The 17,047-nt window shown below is 63.3% G+C and carries 16 protein-coding genes, 1 tRNA gene and 1 pseudogene; 10 read left to right on the forward strand and 8 right to left on the reverse strand.

Going from position 1 to position 17,047, the window contains the following annotated elements; genetic code table 11:
• Window positions 1–1,064 precede the first annotated feature (1,064 nt).
• On the forward strand, window positions 1,065–1,685 hold the full coding sequence (locus LO763_RS30175; RefSeq protein ID WP_369432096.1) for a GntR family transcriptional regulator: 621 nt from the start codon (window positions 1,065–1,067) through the stop codon (window positions 1,683–1,685).
• A gap of 95 nt (window positions 1,686–1,780) precedes the next feature.
• On the opposite strand, the gene LO763_RS26590 is transcribed toward LO763_RS30175, so the two are convergent.
• From LO763_RS26590 to LO763_RS26610, 5 genes are all read right to left on the reverse strand, one after another.
• Window positions 1,781–2,401, reverse strand: a complete 621-nt coding sequence (locus LO763_RS26590; RefSeq protein ID WP_230791050.1) for a PIN domain-containing protein — start codon at window positions 2,399–2,401, stop codon at window positions 1,781–1,783.
• Window positions 2,394–3,794, reverse strand: a complete 1,401-nt coding sequence (locus tag LO763_RS30180) for an AAA family ATPase (RefSeq protein WP_230791051.1) — start codon at window positions 3,792–3,794, stop codon at window positions 2,394–2,396. The genes LO763_RS26590 and LO763_RS30180 overlap by 8 nt, the downstream gene beginning before the upstream one ends.
• 492 nt (window positions 3,795–4,286) lie before the next feature.
• Window positions 4,287–4,619, reverse strand: a complete 333-nt coding sequence (locus LO763_RS26600) for a hypothetical protein (RefSeq protein WP_230791052.1) — start codon at window positions 4,617–4,619, stop codon at window positions 4,287–4,289.
• Window positions 4,620–5,770: 1,151 nt separating this feature from the next.
• Window positions 5,771–6,253, reverse strand: coding sequence for an SAM-dependent methyltransferase (locus tag LO763_RS26605; protein WP_230791053.1), 483 nt, complete (start codon window positions 6,251–6,253; stop codon window positions 5,771–5,773).
• Window positions 6,254–6,270: 17 nt separating this feature from the next.
• Complete coding sequence (locus tag LO763_RS26610; RefSeq protein ID WP_230791054.1) at window positions 6,271–7,482, reverse strand: NsdA family TPR-like regulatory protein; 1,212 nt, start codon at window positions 7,480–7,482, stop codon at window positions 6,271–6,273.
• Between the two features lie 199 nt (window positions 7,483–7,681).
• Between LO763_RS26610 and LO763_RS26615 the strand changes: the two genes are divergently transcribed.
• The 4 genes from LO763_RS26615 (at window position 7,682) to LO763_RS26630 (ending at window position 10,069) form a co-directional block, all read left to right on the forward strand.
• On the forward strand, window positions 7,682–8,278 hold the full coding sequence (locus tag LO763_RS26615) for a hypothetical protein (RefSeq protein ID WP_230791055.1): 597 nt from the start codon (window positions 7,682–7,684) through the stop codon (window positions 8,276–8,278).
• A gap of 75 nt (window positions 8,279–8,353) precedes the next feature.
• On the forward strand, window positions 8,354–9,037 hold the full coding sequence (locus LO763_RS26620; RefSeq protein WP_230791058.1) for a TauD/TfdA family dioxygenase: 684 nt from the start codon (window positions 8,354–8,356) through the stop codon (window positions 9,035–9,037).
• Complete coding sequence (locus LO763_RS26625) at window positions 9,034–9,507, forward strand: NUDIX domain-containing protein (RefSeq protein ID WP_230791059.1); 474 nt, start codon at window positions 9,034–9,036, stop codon at window positions 9,505–9,507. The genes LO763_RS26620 and LO763_RS26625 overlap by 4 nt, the downstream gene beginning before the upstream one ends.
• 52 nt (window positions 9,508–9,559) lie before the next feature.
• Window positions 9,560–10,069, forward strand: a complete 510-nt coding sequence (locus LO763_RS26630; RefSeq protein ID WP_230791060.1) for a hypothetical protein — start codon at window positions 9,560–9,562, stop codon at window positions 10,067–10,069.
• 32 nt (window positions 10,070–10,101) lie between these two features.
• Here the strand turns inward: LO763_RS26630 and LO763_RS26635 are convergent, their stop codons facing one another.
• Window positions 10,102–10,836, reverse strand: coding sequence for a hypothetical protein (locus LO763_RS26635; protein ID WP_230791061.1), 735 nt, complete (start codon window positions 10,834–10,836; stop codon window positions 10,102–10,104).
• A gap of 541 nt (window positions 10,837–11,377) precedes the next feature.
• On the opposite strand from LO763_RS26635, the pseudogene LO763_RS30185 reads away from it, so the two are divergent.
• Window positions 11,378–12,418: pseudogene (locus tag LO763_RS30185) on the forward strand (recombinase family protein); the annotation flags it as partial.
• A 565-nt stretch (window positions 12,419–12,983) separates the two neighbouring features.
• Here LO763_RS30185 and LO763_RS26645 read toward each other — a convergent pair.
• Window positions 12,984–13,058 (reverse strand) — tRNA-Gln (locus tag LO763_RS26645).
• A gap of 126 nt (window positions 13,059–13,184) precedes the next feature.
• Window positions 13,185–13,793, reverse strand: a complete 609-nt coding sequence (locus LO763_RS26650) for a hypothetical protein (protein WP_230791063.1) — start codon at window positions 13,791–13,793, stop codon at window positions 13,185–13,187.
• Window positions 13,794–13,861: 68 nt separating this feature from the next.
• Between LO763_RS26650 and LO763_RS26655 the strand changes: the two genes are divergently transcribed.
• From LO763_RS26655 to LO763_RS26670, 4 genes are all read left to right on the forward strand, one after another.
• Window positions 13,862–14,179 carry a PadR family transcriptional regulator gene (locus LO763_RS26655; protein ID WP_230791064.1) on the forward strand — a complete coding sequence of 106 codons (318 nt, stop codon included), beginning with the start codon at window positions 13,862–13,864 and terminating at the stop codon, window positions 14,177–14,179.
• Window positions 14,176–14,784, forward strand: a complete 609-nt coding sequence (locus LO763_RS26660; RefSeq protein ID WP_230791065.1) for a hypothetical protein — start codon at window positions 14,176–14,178, stop codon at window positions 14,782–14,784. Before LO763_RS26655 ends, LO763_RS26660 begins: the two co-directional genes overlap by 4 nt.
• Before the next feature lie 118 nt (window positions 14,785–14,902).
• Complete coding sequence (locus LO763_RS26665; protein WP_230791066.1) at window positions 14,903–15,415, forward strand: SigE family RNA polymerase sigma factor; 513 nt, start codon at window positions 14,903–14,905, stop codon at window positions 15,413–15,415.
• 19 nt (window positions 15,416–15,434) lie between these two features.
• Complete coding sequence (locus LO763_RS26670) at window positions 15,435–17,030, forward strand: hypothetical protein (RefSeq protein WP_230791068.1); 1,596 nt, start codon at window positions 15,435–15,437, stop codon at window positions 17,028–17,030.
• Window positions 17,031–17,047 lie beyond the last annotated feature (17 nt).

Below are 17,047 nucleotides of genomic sequence, written 5' to 3' on the forward strand. Positions count from 1 at the left end.
ATGACCGACGCTGGCATGTACTCGGCTGGACAGGCACCTACAGTCTCGCCGAACTTCCAGCCATAGCCGAGGAGATCAGAAGTCCGAACAAGCCCGCCTGACCCCCAGGGGGTCGACCCCACAAGGTCGGCCCCCGTCCAACCCCTCGCACGACCCCCACCGATAAGCCGCATAGCTCAACCCAACATTTTCGCAGCTCAGGCACGATAGCCAAGCACAGTCAAGAACCCCGAATACATAGTCCCAGCAAGAGAATTTTTCAGCGGCTCAGCCCATGCCGGCTGTCCGGCCCACCGCACCCTGAGCTCAGCCCGTTGACTACTGAACCGACCACATCGGCTCCGACAGAACGACTCATCCACCGGACACACGGTTGTCCGGTTAGCGACAGTTCTGTACCGTCACTGTCCGAGCCGTGGGACATTGGATTCCATGTCTGCGCCAGAATGCGGAGTCCCCACGAAGAAGGACGGACAACCCTGCCGTCGCCCCCGCTATTACCCGTGCAAAGACCACAGCATCGGCCAGTACCCGGCCTCCAGACTGCGCTCCAACACGACTCCAACCGAGCGACCCGACGAAGATGAACTACGCCGATACCGAGACCGAAACTGGCAACGCCAGGAGGGGCAAGTACTCATCAAACTGCTCGGATCGCCCAAAGCCCGCCAGCTTCGCGGTCTGAAGGACTGCGAAGACCTCGCCAAGGTCGCCCGCTACCTAGATCAAGCCGCCCGTCTCGAACCAGGCCCTCTCCTCGACCAAGTCGAAGCGCGCTGCGGCCCAGCCACAGCCAGCCCGATCCGAACCTTGACCGAGAAGCTCATACAACGCCTTACCGGCATCAACTCGCTCAAGGACGTCGCAAAAGCACTCCGCTTCGCAGGCATCTGGCACTGCGCAGTAGCTGGAATGCTCGAAACCTGTCCCTGTCTCAACCACGTACATCAGCAGGCAACCAAATCACTCCGGAGCGATGGTCTCGGTAACCTAGATCGCTTGGGAATCGCACCAGAAGTTTGATCTCGGCCGAGTAGGACCGAACAAAACTAGGCAACGACGACATCCTCAGCGGGGCCCTCACGCAAGGCTGTCCACTGCCCTCGCAGCGGGAGCTAGCCGTGAGGTACGGCGTCGCCCGCAACACCGCCGCCGAAGCGGTCAAGATCCTAGAGTCCGAAGGGCTCATCGAGAGCCGCAACCGCGCGCGCCCGTCCGTCCGCAAACAGCGCAGGCTCCTGTGCCTCGGCGCTGAGCGGTACTCCAACCGCCTGCGCGTAGAGACCGGCCTGCGCCTGCCCGCGATCGCAAGACCTGGGGCACTTCACCGTCGCCGGCTTCTTCGGCAGCGCCCTCCCCTGCCTATTCTTCGGCATCGGGAACAGACCGTCTCCTTTGGCGACGGCCGGCGTCATCAACGCCAGCCCTCCGCTCTGGACCATTTTCATAGCCGTCCTCGCCCACCGCAACGGGTCCTCTGCACGCGAAAAGGCCTGGAGCCTCACCATCGGCTTCGCAGGCGTCCTATCATCTTCTCCCCATGGAACCACACCGAAATAGCAAACTGGGGAGGACTCGCCTGCCTCGCCGCTGCAGCCTCCTACGGCATCAGCTACGTCTACATCGGCAAGCTCCTCGGGTACTCCGCAAGGCAACAGGCCAACTCATCAGCGCCACAGCGCTAACCATCGGTCCTCCTCCTCGGCACCGACATCGCCTACCGCATCATCATTAACGACGGGCTACTGCCTCCGCAATCGTGGTCTATCATCTTCCAACGTTACATGCGCAAACCAGCGTCAAAATCGCCACAAGTTAACCCTTGCTTGGATGATGATTCTCCAATGCAAACCTGTTCCCCAATAAGCGCGCCTCTCTTCATCCAGGAAATTACATCTTCGGCACTATAGCTTGCTTCACTCTTAGGATCGGGATCGATCCAGAAAAGCGAGTAGACTTCAGGCGCCTTTGGTGCCACTTTTCCAAGAAGGCCAAGCATCACTCGATCTAGCGATACAATTATGCGATCAGTCTCTCGGGCCGCAACAATTAGTAGAATGTCCTTTTCTATTGCTTCACGTCCTCTAACGGAAATATCCTCAGAGTCACACATTTCATGGATTAGATGAAATATCTTCTCATGCAGTACTTCATTTTCATTCACCCAAACAATCTGCCGCCGCTTGTGCATAATGCTTAGCCAGGACAAACCCAGGCGATTTTTGTGGTTCCGCCATTCCGTCGCCAGCTCCGCACTCATTACGACCCGATGTCCCAGATCTCGAAGGGCGAAAAGAAATTCTCGGCAATTTTGAGAGCGGGGATGTTCTTGAAGTTTGGCAACGCCCGCAGCAGCCATAACACAGGTATCAACAACAATTCTCCTGGACATATTACTCATGTCGCCGACCAATCCGAGAGACTGCGGCTTCTAGATATTTTGACTCAGCCATCATATATACCTGGTCAAGGTCTTCTGGCCAGTCCCCAAATGAACCATCGGACTCAAGCTCGGCGGTTTCTACATCAGTAAATCCAGTTTCAGGATTTCGCTTAAACCAATTGAGTCCCACGTCCTCCGGCCTTAGAACTCCTTCAGCAACTTTCGTTTGAATAGCTCTAATTAGTAGATCGCTATGAGTCTCCACGACGACTTTCACCCCACGAAGAACAGCGTCGATGATGATCTCACCGAACTCATATTGAGCCTTGGGGTGAAGATGAATCTCAGGCTGTTCTAGATAAACTAGTTGGCCTGGACGCGCAGCAATGAGCGCTACTACAACAGGTAGTGTTTGCGATACGCCGAAACCCACGTCAGCAATATTTACTACGTCGTTTGCTCCACCTTGACGTGCTTTCAGCAAACGTCCCACAACAAGTTCTACACGAGTGTCATCCACTCGTTTCGCTTCAACCTTCCAGCTCAAGCCTAGCTTCTCGAGGCCCTTCTTTAGGCGCTCTGTCTTTTCACTTTCGCCTCGGTTCTGCCAGGCAGAGATAATTCCTGCTGCATAATCATGGAACTGCCCTGGATAGGATCCTTCTACTGCGGCCGTACGATATGTGCGTTCGGGATTACCCCTAAGTGCAGGAAGATGGATAATACGCGATATGTCACTTTCAATCCGATCAGGATTGAAATCCTCAACCATTATCGAGAAGAGATTTCGCAATACAATGCGACCGTCTCTCCCACCCACTCGCCCTCCAATATTTAGCGCCCAACGATCTCTGACAACTTCCAATTTAAGGCCCGAATCGAGATGTTTGCCCAGGCTGTCCACTCGTTTCATCCAAGCCTTCGGTAGGATCTCTGTAATCTGCCTCTGGGTAAGACTTTCTTTGAGTTTATACTCAAAATTCACCTCACCCTCATTCTTGAGTTCGAATTCTTGAACCTTGATATCTCCTTTCTTATCTTTCCCAAACTTGACTTGAATCGACTGCGGTCCCGAACCTACACCGATACTAAAACTCGAAACCCTAGTACTTTGGGCCTGACCTTTAGATAGCACCTTTTCAATTTCAGTCACATTTACATTTGGGCCGTCAAGCAACAATGGACCTGGATCATACGGCGCCTCAAGTGTTTGCTTCAAGAGCAAAAGAGGCTGCATCATACTAGATTTTCCCGAGCTGTTTACACCCGCATTGACGGTCAATCTCCTAATATTTATTGTTTGCGCTTCCTTTAGCGCTTTATATCCTTGAATTGTAATTCTATCAATTGACACTTTTTCCCCTAAGGTCTTTATTACTTTCACCAAATAAAACTTCCGGAAGAACGCCACGCGTCGTGAACGGTTACGCCGCTGGAGATTTCTTACTTGCAGAACAGTACCTTATATGAAGTCGGCCATACATGTCTAGCGTCATCGCCGATGACTCTCGCCCTTCCCGCACTTCTCGATTTAGATAACCTTACTCACCGCACTTGAGCGCTCCTCTCGATTTATGATATTTCAACCTTCCATTCGATCCTTTCCCTTCTGAAACTTAGGTTGCCGCAATCGATCGCAGCATCTGCGTTGAGCACGGTTGTCTCAGGGGCGCCAGGGCAGCGTCAGCGGATTGCGGGGAGCGTCGCGTACCTCGAGAGAACCAGGGTCGGTCCCTCTTGCGCGAGACTCCGGTTCCGTAGGCGTCGCGACCGGCATGAACGGCGTCCGGATCGCCTGGAGTCGAGACCGTGGCGGTCGGCGGCACCACCGCAGGATCGAAGCGCGCTACTTGCCGCCGCAAGCGTCAACTGCGGACAGGTGGCAGGTCCGATCCACCGAGCGTTACTTCCTAGACCGTGGCCGGCGGCGACGCATTCGCGGGCGGTCGAGGATCTCGACGTACATGATCTGCCCGTCCACGACGTCGAGGATCAGCATGCCTTTCGCCGGGCGCAGGACCACGTTGCGATGGCCGGGCCCGTACGAGCCGCTTTTGGGCCGGTACACGGTCCGGATGCTCTGGCAGCTCCTGTCCTTGCAGGTGCACCGCTCCACGAGCCGGAGGTCTTCGGTCGCACTCGCCAGGGCGGTTTCCCCCTGAAGTTCGAGGAGGTCGCGCAGCTCGGTGACAAGGTCGGGGAAGACCTCTCGCAGCAGGGGGTAGTCAGGCGGCATGGAACGAGCGTAGCCACACGCCCAGAGACGTGCGCTCCCCTCTTGACGGGTCTTTCTGGGGCGCGCTGGGGGCGCTCCAGGGTGACCGGGTGTGACCGACAACGACCTATGATGCCCGGACGGAAGCGCAAGTCAGCGTGGAAACACCCCGATTTGGGAGGGAGATTCGCCGCTGCCGTCACCCGGCGTACTGTCGTTTTAAGGTCCGGACCCGTCATTGAATCCGTTCCGCACCAGCGGGCCAGATTATCGTTACGGGGATTCCTAGAGCCCGAGCCTGCCCTACAGCATCGGCCGTTCCGCCTTTGGCTGCTGGCAGTTGACCATCCCAGACTGCGAAGAGATGGTCAATCAAGCTGAGGATGTAGTTGTTTGCCGCCGCATATGCTTCTCGTCCTCCGGTTTGGTATGGCAGGGCGGCGACCTCATCCGCCTGGAGAAGCAAGTGGTCATAGGTAGGTTGGTCCTCCGGGCCAACCTTCCTGTCCCGGTAGTCATAGAGGGCACGACCACCATCAAACTTCCGCCGACATCAATGATCACCTGAGCAAAGATCGAGTCTGATCCTGTTGCGAGGCAACTGAAACCGGTCAAATCACCGCCTTGGAAAGCGCCTATCGCTTCTCTGATGGCCGTTCGTACAAGATCCGCTGTCAAAGTAGTGAGATCCATATGCCCGGTGACACCGATTCGCAATTCTTGCTCCTTGTGAAGACCATGGCGGATGGAAACATATTCGCCTTACGTCACTTTTGGTCGAATTTTTCGGATTGAATTGAATGTTATAAATCAATACAAGCAGTCAAGTCGAAGCAATCGAATGGCTGTACTACCCCTGAAAGTCTCGTCGTACGATGATCAATCTCAGAGATGGGAGCAACCAATGAAGGTTTCGGCATACCACTCAATCGATCCGACAGATCCAGACGTCTATCACGACCAGGACAACTGCCCGGCAGGGCAGCAGATCCCACCTAAGAACAGGCGCAACGGCACTGCGGGCCGTCGACGCTGTCTGCACTGCACGAACATGGGGTAAACGGTTAGTCCGATGCAGGCCCTTGACTGTGTGTGTCATTGAGCATCTGGTGTTCGTGGGGCTCAACTTGTTGATTTCCACGAGCATCAGATAGCTGAGTTCTCCCCTCGGTCTAGTCTTGCTTGGGCGCAAAATAGTCGGTGAGCATTTCTCCTACCCAGGTGGGTTGGTGGAGGTCGCCCCGAGGGCCCATTTCTTGGAACCAGGGTTTGATATCGAGGGCTGGGGTTCCGTCGATAGCGTCGAGGTCCTCGACGTGTAGGTCGAGGCCGTCGACTTTGAGGAGTTTGCAGCGGCTTACGCCGAGCCAGTTGGTGCGTCGCATGTTGCGGTGGCCGAAGACGCCGACTTTGGGCCATTCAGGGTTGTCGCGGGCCGCGCGGGCGCCGAAGTGCAGGTCGGTCTTGTCTGTGAGGTGGAAGTGGAAGACGACTTCGAGGTGGGAGAACTCGTCAAGGCCCTGCACTGATTCTGCGGTGAAGTTGGGGTCGTCGATCCGGATGATCGCCTGCGTGCCACCCCAGTAGTCGTCGGTCGGTTCCTTCCGCCCTCCGATGACGTGGCCGATCGGACGTACGGTGATTTCCTCTGACATGGCTCTCCCTGGATTCGTTATCCGGAGGCGAGGAGGAGGTCCTCAGCCCTGGCCCGGAGCTCAACAGCGGCTTCGACATCGGCGCCTCGATGGGAGTCGAGTGTCGTGATCAGCGTCTTGACGACGCTTCGGGTGCGGCCGGATCGGATGCCGTTCATTGCGTCCAGCGCTCGCGACCATGCATCGCAGGCGGATTCAAGTTCGCCTCGCTGGGCAAGCACCTCAGCGAGGTATCCGAGTGTGACGGCGTGCGTCCTGGCGAAAGTCTCGGCTCTGCGCGCCTCCACGCTTCGCTCGAACTCCCGAGCGGCCCCGTCAAGGTCACCCATGTCGCGCAACGCGCAGGCGGTTTCGTGGGCGAGGGAGGCCTCCCCGAAGAAGAAGACGCGGTCTGGTTCTTCGATTCCCGGATCGGCTGAAGCGAGATCATCCTCAGCTTGGAGGAGAACTTGAGCAGCAGTGCGGTGCTCGCCGGTCGAAACCAACGTTCGAGCTCTCACGACTCTGAGGAGCGCTCGCTCTCGCGGCGTGGCTAGCTCGATGGATGGGCCAGTGATGGAGGCTGCGGAGAAGTTGACAGCGTTGGTGGTCTGTCCGAGGTCGTTCGCCTGATGCGCCATCGCTCGCAGGACGTGTCCGCTGAGCGGTGCGTCTCTGGCTTCTGAGGAGAGTTCAACCGCCAGGGCGAAGGCTTGCTGGGCCTCTTGATGGCGACCATCGTCGAATGCCATCCAACCAACAAGGTACGAAGCCTCACCCGCGGCAGAGAAGAGCTGCTGACGAACAGCCTCGTTGCGGAAGGTTCCGGCGAGAGCGTCGGACACGTCAGTCTTGAGGTACTGGGCGAGCGCGTTCCGCGCGTGTCCCCCGCCTCGGCGTTGATCGACACGGGAGAAGAGCGCGATCATGTCCTTGACTGCTGAAACGTCGCCTGCGCCTATTCGCTGTGGCGCAGCGGTAGGCCCGCTGTCGACTGCAAGAAAGCCGGGGATCGAGCTGACACCGAGGGAAAGCAGTGCTCTGCGGCGAATGACGTCCTCCTCTGCGAGCCGATGCCGCTCTTGGGCGACCACTTCACGGTAGGCCGTGATCACCTCGTTCGGTACCGGGCGTTGGTCGGTCTCGTAAAAGCCTAGGGCCGCTTTGCTCCAGGGCAGGCGGCGGGCCATGTCGCCGAGGCTGAGGTCAACGGCGGTTCGTGCCGTTCTGAGTTGCTGGCCTGGGGTCATCTGTAGACACCTTGTAGACGGTTTGAGTCCTCCTGTCGGCTTCGCTGTAGATGATGCTACAAGCATGGCTCCCGAGAGTCATCCACCGCTTACACACGGGCCCTGGCTGCTCAGGCGGTGTGCAAGCCAGTGTTATGCGGCCCGCCTTCGGCTTCCACACTTCAGGCGGGCCGCCTCACCAGATCCACCAAAGGGAGAAATGGTGACGACTCAGAGACTACGAGTCAACGGCGAGAAGGGCAACCGGTCGGCCTCCGAGATCCTCGGATCGTGGATGACCGGCCGGGGCAACAAGCTGACGGTCATGGCGCGGCGGGGCACGGGATACGCGTCCGTGTGGCTGGACTATCAGGGGACGCCCGTGAAGATCGGGTACGCGGTTCACGCGGGCGGGGTCGTTCGCGAGGTGCGGTGGGAGGAGCCGTGGCGGGAGCAGACCGACGCCTGGAAGTCGCAGCAGCGAGGCCAGATCGCCGCGCTTGTCGCGGCCTGGCACGCAGAGCGTCCGGAGCCTCGCGAGCCTGAGCCGCTCCCTGCGGGTGTGGTCGGCACGTTCGAGGTCGACGGGTTCCGGTTCGCGGTCGAGCCCGTCACGGCCGCCGAGCACGTGGTGCTCTGCCTCGTCAGTGCGATGAATGAGCTGACCCCAATCGCCGGCCTGCTTCATGAAGGCGGGCGGATCTGCGGGATGGTGACCCGTCCCGGCTGGAAGGCGGCACCGGAAGCACGGCGGCGCCGCTGGCGCGTCGAGGTTGAGGCGATCCTTCTTCGTGCCGTCGAACGCGGCGCGCTCTGACCCTTCTCCCCCGCGGAGCCACCGGGTGGGCGGTGGCTCCGCACCCTCTCATTTCTCATGCTCTTGGAGGCTGCTGTGCTGTCTGCTGCAATCGATCTCGATGAACTTGTCATGGACCTTGACGTTCGCGGGTACGGCCTCATCCGCGCCGAACCAGATCAGGAATCCATGACCGCGGCCGCCGCTCGATTCGGCGCGCACGTCGACGTCGGCTGGATGGGGGTCCGGTTGTTGGAGTCGCCCGGTTCTGCCGCATGGCTGCCTCGTCATACGGAGCAGTTGGACGATCCTGAGCCACTGCGGTACTTCGCTCTCGGATGTCTAGAGGCGTCGGCCAGTGGCGGGGCGACATGTCTCTACGATGGCCGCATTGCCGCCCGGGCGTTGTTGGAATCCTGGCCCGAGCTGGCTCAGGTTCGCATCACCTACACGACCGAATGGCGACCGACGGCCGCTACGCATCCCCTGGTCGTCCACGACCCGCAACATGGGGCTGTTCTTCGCTTCCGATCTGCGCTGGCGACCAATGCCGTTCACGGGCCACTGCCGCCTTCGATCTCGGAGGCGAGCATGTACGCCGAGGTCGAGGCTGCGCTCTCCGCGGCGGTCGCGGTGGTGCATCGCTGGCGGCCCGGGGATCTGCTCGTCGTCGACAACCGGGCGATGATCCATTCGCGTGAGCCGTTCACCGGCACGCGCCGGATGGTCCGCTACCGATACGATGACCCGCACTTCAAGACCGTCATAATCACCCGATGAGACACATCCGCCTGCCCGCGCCGGTTCTTCGAGTGATCGCGCCGGGCATGCGGCTGTGGTGGCGGATTCGCAAACCGGAGACGTTCGGGGTGAAGGCGCTGCTGCTGCATCCGGATGGCTCAGGGAGGTTTCTCGTCGTCCGGCATTCCTACAGCGATCCGAGCCGCTGGGGCCTGCCCGGAGGCGGCTACCGGCCAGCGGTTGAAACGCCAGAGCAGGCCATATGCAGGGAGATCGCAGAGGAGCTCTCCCTCTCGCTTCCCCCAGACGCGTTCACCGTTCTACATACGGTTGCAACGGCATTGGAAGGCAAACGAGACACCTTGACGATCTTGCGCGCGGTCGCTGCGGACGAACAGATCCTCTTGTCGCCCGAGCTGGCCGAGGCGCGCTGGATCAGCGACGTGCGGCAGCTGAAACCAGCACCTGTCTCCCGCTGGCTCATCGCGGCGATCTCCCGCACGGGCTGATCCCCACCTGAAATCAGTGGCCATCAGCGGACTCACCGGCGATCATCAGACCATGGAGACGCTGCGCCGCGCGATCGAGGACTATCTCTACGGACTCGACGACACCCTCGACCTGTCCATGGTCGCCGCCCATGCGCTGGTCCGAGACATCGACTCCCAAGCGCTGGCGGAGCTGGCCGGCCTGTCGACGGGTTCGGAGTACGAGTTCCGTGAACTCGTGCCGACCGTCGTCGAGGAGCTCTCGGTCGAGCTCTCGCCACTCCCGGAAGCGGTGTTCCGGAAAGCCGGTGAGGTCGCGCGGGCGTTTCAGGCAGGCGATCTCGATTTCCTCACGGCGGCAAGGCGGGTCACCAATCTGATGTTCGACTCGGACTACCTGGACTTCGAGGAGCGCCCCGACGTCGGACTCAAGGTCTTCGATAACCTCTGGCTCCTCAACGAATGGGTCTTCGCCATCGACTACGGCGCCGAGGAGGACGGTTGGTACTGCTTCAAGACGCGGGAGGACGCGGAGAGCTACTTCGAAACAGTCGCATCAGCGCTGGTCGGTCCAGGGAGCTGAGGGCCAGTGTGAGGGGTTCGGGCAGCTGGGACTCATGCCTGGTCCGGGGCGAATATCTCCAGCAGTTCGTCGATGTCGGTCAGCGTCTGCCGGGCCTCCTGGGTCTCCGCGGTGGCGAAAGCGTCGTTGAGAGCGGCCCGCAGTTCGCTGCCGTGGAGCCATCTGACGAACTGGTCGTGCTGTTTATCGAGGGTCGTGTTCGATCGGTGGAAGTCGTGGTTGAGGGGGCGCGTCGAGTACTGCATCAGGCCCCGCAGTTGGGCGGCTGCGGGGGGATCGCGCAGGGCACTTGCCCACTCGTCCAAGTAGGGTCCGAGGTCGAGTTCGGCGTTGCCAATGGCTTCCAGCACGTTGTCGGCGTCCCAGGGGCTTGACAGGGATGCCAGGGTCTGCCTCCAGTAGGCGTGCAAGAGGTCGCGCAGAGCCGCCTGTTCTTCAGCATCCCAGTTCGTCCATCCGGCGACGGCAAGCCGACCGGCCAGGTATGCGAGATCAGGCCAGGTGTCGTCAGTGCAGACGATCTCGAACATCCGGGGCAGAAAGTATTGGAAGTCGGCGACTTCACCGACGGTGGACAGCACGCTGCCGGTGTAAGGAAGCAGCGCCTCAGCGGACAGGTCGCGCAACGGCACCGGCTTCAGCAGCGCGTTCATCTCGCGCTCGTCAAAGCAGTGCGAGCATGCCTCGATCACCACTGGTCGGGGTATACGGCCGAACACGGTGTACAGACGGTCGATCGCCGCAGTGAGGGGTTCTGACAAGAGCACTTCGCGACTATAGCCTTCGGCGGGATACGGCCGCTTACAGCGATTATGCAGCGACCGGCACCTCGCGTCAGCCTGAACCACTGGCGTTGACAAGGATGTCATTTGATCTGGAATCGCTATTCAGTTGAATGGTAGAATTGGTAAGTCCAGGTCGAATCGGTCGTATGCGGCGAGACATCTCGCTTGATCGTTTTCTTGTTCATCGCAGTCGGCACGTGTTCTGGTGTCGTTCCCGGAGTCCTTCCCGTTCGCGGGATGCGCCGTCTTGCTCCGGAGTTGGATAATTCGGGTCGCTCGACGTTGCAGCGAAGCAGGTCTACCTTGGCGTTGACCTGCTGTTTTGTTGTGGCGGGGCGGTGAGCCTCGTGGGTGGCAGAGAGGTGCGCGTGCGGGTGACCGGGGTGCTCCGGGAGGACGTTGACGTGCGGCTGATCGTCGAGAGTTTGATCGATGCCGTGCTGAAGTCTGACGGAAGCGCCGAGGCCGGGCAGGCGGATTCAGCGGGTCGGACCGAATCATCCAGTCGGAAGGCCGATCGATCATGAGTCAGGACGTCAGAGCGAAGCGCGCCGTGCTCTATCTGCGGGTGTCCTCACGAGGGCAGGTGGACACGGATTACGACCCCGAGGGGAACTCGATTCCAGCGCAGCGGAAGGCATGCCAGCGCCGGGCCGAGGAGTTGGGGATGGAGGTCGTCGACGAGTACGTCGAGCCGGGGAAGTCGGGGATGACCGTGGACGGGCGGCCGAAGTTCCTGGAGATGATGGCGCGCATCCGGAACGAGAAGGACGTCGGCGCGATCATCGTCTACGCGCGGTCGCGGATGCACCGGGACACTGCGGACGCGGCACTGACGCGGCGGGAGTTGAAGAAGCTCGGAGTGCAACTCGTCTCGATCATGGACTACACCGAAGACAGCTACGTCGGCGATCTGGTGGCCGCGATCCTGGACGGGGTCAACGAGTACCAGTCGCGGGCTTCGGGTGCGGACGTCGCTTACAAGATGGGCGCCAAGGCCGCCAACGGCGGGACGCCGTATCAGGCGCCCATCGGGTACCGGAATGCTGGAGAGAAGGTGGAGGGCCGTGAGATTCGGACCGTGGTCGTGGACGAGGAGCGCGCTCCGTTCATCCGGATGATGTTCGAGCTGTACGCGAGCGGGACGTACTCGCTCAGGGAGGTGCAGCGGGCGGTGACCGATGCGGGGTTCCGGACCCGGCCGAGCAAGCGGTGCCCGGCCGGGCGGGAGATCCCGATGTACACGGTCGGGACGATCCTTCAGAACCGCTACTACCTCGGTCGGGTCGCCTACAAGGGTGCGGAGCATCAGGGGCGGCATGAGCCGCTGGTGAGTCAGGAGCTGTTCGACCGCGTGCAGGAGGTGCTGCGGTTCAAGAACGGCGGCATTCGGAAGCGGGTGTACGACCACCCGTTGAAGGGCGTGCTCTGGTGCGGCCGGTGTCGGACCCGGTTCTACCTCGACACGGTGACGAACGGCCGCGGGATCAAGTACTCGTACTTCGTGTGCAGCGGCCGGGCGAACAAGACCTGTCGGAGCGAGCGGGTCCCCGTCGCGATGATGGAGGCGGAGGTTCGGGCGCACTACGGCAGGCTCCGGATTTCGTCGGCGCTTGCTGATGAGCTTCGGACACGGTTGGAGCGGGCATTTGCGGATCGGTGGCGTGTCGATGGTGAGATTCGGACGCAGTTGGCGGCTGAGCGTGGGCGTTTGGAGCGGCGCCAGGATCAGTTCCTGGAACTGGTCGGCAGCCCCGACTGGCCGCAGTCGCGCCTGAACGAGAAGGTCCGCGAGATTCGGGACCAGCTCGCCCGGGTGACCGAGCGGTTGGAGCGGGTCGGGAGCGCCGGGATGGAGGCCGCCGGGCGGGCGGTCGCCATGCTGCTCGAGCTGCTCGACGATCCGCGGCGGTTCTTGGAGGTGCTGCCCGAGGCGCAGCACCGGGCCGTTCACCTCGGGTTCTTCGGACGGCTCTACGTCACCGTCGAGGACGGGGAGCGGGTGCCGAAGGTGGCCGGTAACCAAGTCGCGGAGCTGCTCGAACCGCTCATATCCGCAACCCAAGGAACGGGCGCGGGCAAAACAAAAGGCCCGCTCGGCGGGCCTGCTTGTTTGGATAAGAACAATTTGGCTGGGGTACCTGGACTCGAACCAAGAACAACTGAACCAGAATCAGCCGTGTTGCCAATTACACCATACCCCAATGGTGCGCCGGCGCTTTGAAGCTTCAGGCGCCAACGGGATGTAACTGTACCGGACGCGCCCGCGCCCCAACAAACGGGTTCCTGTGATCGGAACAACGCATCGCGGCGGCGCGGGGCGCCTGGATTCAGGCCGGTTGCGGCGTTGCCACGGGTTCGCGGGGTTTCGGCGCCGCGTCGAGGCCGCCTCGCAGGTAGCGGACGGCGAGGGCGATGAAGGCGATGAGGATGAGCGCGTCGGCCAGGTGGGCGATCGCCTCGGTGCGGGTGATCCGGCTGAGGGGGAACGCGGCGGCGCTGGCGACCAGGAGCGCCCCCAGCCAGAGGGGGGCGAGCCTGGACCACGCCAGGTCGATGCCGAGCGCGGCCAGGCTGATCGGCATCAGCGGCCCGGGCACCCACAGCACGATCGCCGAGGCGACCGGGTAGAGCGCCGCGGCGTCGAGGGACTCCTGGCCGGAGACGGCGAAGATGCCCTCGAAGAAGCCCTGGAGGCCGAAGGCGATGCCGCCGAGGCAGCCGAGCAGGGACAGGACGATGCCGATGGCGCCGGTCACCGGTTTGACGGCGGCGACGCGCTCCCAGACGCCGATCAGGCCGTACACCCACAGCATGTTGGCGAGCATGATGACGACGCCGGCGGTGACGCCGTAGCGCTCGCCGTCCCAGAGGAAGGTCGAGACCGCCATCAGGAGCGGCCCGATGACGAGTGAGATGGTTCCGAGTGTTCTGAGCATGTAGACAGGCTACATGTAGTCCTTCTGCATAGCAAGGCCGTCTACTTATGATGGCGTACGCTGGGGACATGGACGCTGACGGCATTCACGGCCAGCTCGACACCCTCATCCTGGCCACCCTCAAACGCGGTGAGGCCCACGGCTACGCGATCATCGCCGCCCTGCGCGAGACCAGCGGCGAGCAGCTCGACCTGCCCAGCGGCACGGTCTACCCCGCCCTGCGCCGCCTGGAGCGCAACGGCCACGCCGCCGGGAAGTGGACCCAGGCCGGCGGCAGGCGCCGCCGCGTCTACGCGATCACCGAGGACGGCCTGGCCGCGCTCGCGAAGGGCCGGGCCGACTGGCTCGCGCTGCGCGAGGTGATGACCGCCGTCCTGGACGCATGAACGACTACCTCGCGTCCGTGGCCGCGCCCCTGCGCGGCCCCCGGCGGCTGCGCGCCGACATGCTCGCCGAGTTCGGCGAAGGGTTCGCCGAGGCCGTCGCCGAGCGCGAGGACGCGGGGCTCGACCGGGACCGGGCGCTCGGCGAGGCCGCCGCCGAGTTCGGCGAGGCGGGCCTGATCGCCGCGGAGTTCCAGCGCGAGCTCACCGCCGCCCAAGCCCGCCGCACCGCGTGGACGCTCCTGATCGCCCTGCCCGCCATGACGATCATGTGGGACCTGTTCAGCGGCGACCGCGACCCCGGGCTCGCGGTCACCCTGCTCGCCAGGCTCACCGACCTCGCGACCGCGGCCGCGTTCACCGTCGCGGCCCTGGTCGTCGCCCGGCGCCTGGAGCGCCGGGCCGCCTCGCTGTGCGGCGCGGTCGGCCTCGCGCACGTGGCGGTGGCCCTGGGCTGCGCGGCGCTCATCGCGGCATCGAGCCCCGGCGGCGAGCCGGACGCGGCGCCCGGGGTCTGGCTGCCCCTGGTCACCGCCTCGGCCGCGGGTTCGGTGTGGGTCGCCGCCTCGGCGGTGCGGGCCCTGCGCGCCGGGCGCGCCGCAGGGTGAGAAACCCGCCCGCACCGGGCAACCCCGCCGCGAGCGGGGGCGTAGATAGCGTGCGGGCGCCGCCTCATCCACCACCCCGAGGCCGTCCCGCCCCTACCCGTCATCTGAAAGAGGCCCAGTGCAGACCAAGGAGCAGCAAGAGGCCGAGTTCCGATCCTTCGCCATCGCCCAGCGCGAGAGCCTGCGCCGGTACGCGTATCTGCTGTGCGGGGACTGGTACGAGGCCGACGACATCGTGCAGAAGTCGCTGACGAAGATGTTCGCCGCGTGGAAGCGCGTCGAACCGGGCGGCGCCCCGGCGTACGTCCGCAAGATCGTCACCAACGTCTACATCTCGCACCGCCGCCTGAGCTGGGTGCGCCGCGAGCGCGCCAGCGCGGAGCTGCCGGTGCAGCGCCTCGACCGCCCCCAGGACGCGGTCGACGCGCGGCTGGAGCTGGTCGCGGCGCTGGACCGGCTTCCGGCGAGGCAGCGGGCGACGCTCGTCCTCCGGTACTGGGAGCAACTGTCAGTCGACGAGACCGCGACGGCCATGAGCTGTTCGACCGGAACCGTGAAGAGCCAGTCCGCCAAGGGGCTGCGCAAGCTCAGGGAGCTCCTCACCGACCCGATCGTCCCGGCGCGGGCCTAGCGGAAGGAAGCGAACGCACATGAATCTGCAAGACGACCCAGGGGCGGTGTTCCGCAATGCCGTGCCCGACATCGAGCCGCCGCCCGCCCGGTTCGACCTGGACCGGATCGTCCAGGACGGCTACCGCGTCCGGCGCCGCCACCGCGCCGTCCTCGGCGGCGCCGCGACCACCGGCGTCGCCGCCGTCGCCGCCGTCCTGGCCCTCTCCGCCGGCGTGATCCCCGGCGGCACGACCGACCCGGCCGACGACGCGACCAGCCCGCCCCCCGCGGACACCGAGGCCGAGGACCCCGCCATGTCCGGCTACCCGTACGACGATGACTGGGGCATGGTCCTCAACGAGGACGGCGAGCAGCGCAGCGGCTCCGAGCTCCTGGAGGTCAAGGAGGCCGCCACCGAGGCCTTCGGGGAGCTGCTCGCGGGCGCGGGCGTGTGGGAGGACCCGGCGAACCCCGGCGCGGAGGAGGAGTGCTCCTGGATCACGGTCGACGGCGGCACGCAGGCCGAGGTGGACGCCTGCATGGTCTCGCAGGGCGGCATGCCGCTGGGCGCGGACCAGGAGCCCGGGAACTACGGCCAGACCTACCTGCGCAGCTACCAGGGCGCCGAGGTCGAGGAGGCCGACCTGTCGCTGCGGACGATCTTCGAGTTCGAGCTGGCCCTGCCGGGCGGCTGGACCGCCGAGCCGGGCCCGATGAACCAGCAGGTCTTCCCGCAGCACCTCATCGGCGACGGCGCCTACTTCACCGACGAGGCCCCCGAGCTCACCACCGAGCGGTTGGACGACGGCCGGACGCTGACGGTCGCCGACCACGGCTGCGCCGCCGAGATCGCGGTGGTCTACCCCAACGGCACGGGCCTGCGCGTCACCTGGAACGACTGCTTGGGCACGGACCACCCGCTCGACATCGAGGCGTTCACCGAGGCGGCGCTGTCGATGCCGGAGATGGACCTCGACACCGCCGGGCTGGCCCCGGTCGGCGACCTGGTCGAGGTCCCGCCGGGCTGGGCCTACGACGAGGACGCCTGGGCGGACTCGGAGGAGGCAGAGGACCAGGCGCACGCCACCTTCGAGGCGGCCCGCGCGGCGCTCCTGGAGGTCTACCCCGGGGCGTCCCTCGGCGAGGGGAACGCGGTGTCGACGGGTCAGATGGAGCGCGGCGCGAACATGCGGCGGACCTACTCGTCCCACGGCACGCTGCCGATCTCGACCGTGATCGACGGGACCACCGACGACGTCGGCTTGGACCTGCGGTACTACCTGCCGGGCGGGTGGATCCCCGGCTACTCGGAGACGGGCCACTGGGACCCGCACCTGACGGTGTGCAAGGAGGGCTTCGAGTGCACCACCGCGACCGATGACGACGGCACCGTCTGGGCGTTCGAGGAGTTCGCGGTCACGTACTCCCCCGAGTTCGAGGGCGAGGACTGGGAGCCCTACACCGAGCACCAGCTCTACGTCACCCGCTACTCGCCCGAGGGCTGGGCGGTCGGCGCCTGGGTCCAGTGGACGGACGACGCCCCGATCGACGCCGACCTGATCAGCGGCGTCCTCAGGGCCATGCCCGCGCCCGAGTACGACCGGGAGGCCGTGCCGGAGCTGTCCGGCGACTGACCCGGGAGACGCCGAGG

Source organism: Glycomyces amatae, from assembly GCF_020991375.1.
Lineage (GTDB): Bacteria > Actinomycetota > Actinomycetes > Mycobacteriales > Micromonosporaceae > Glycomyces > Glycomyces amatae.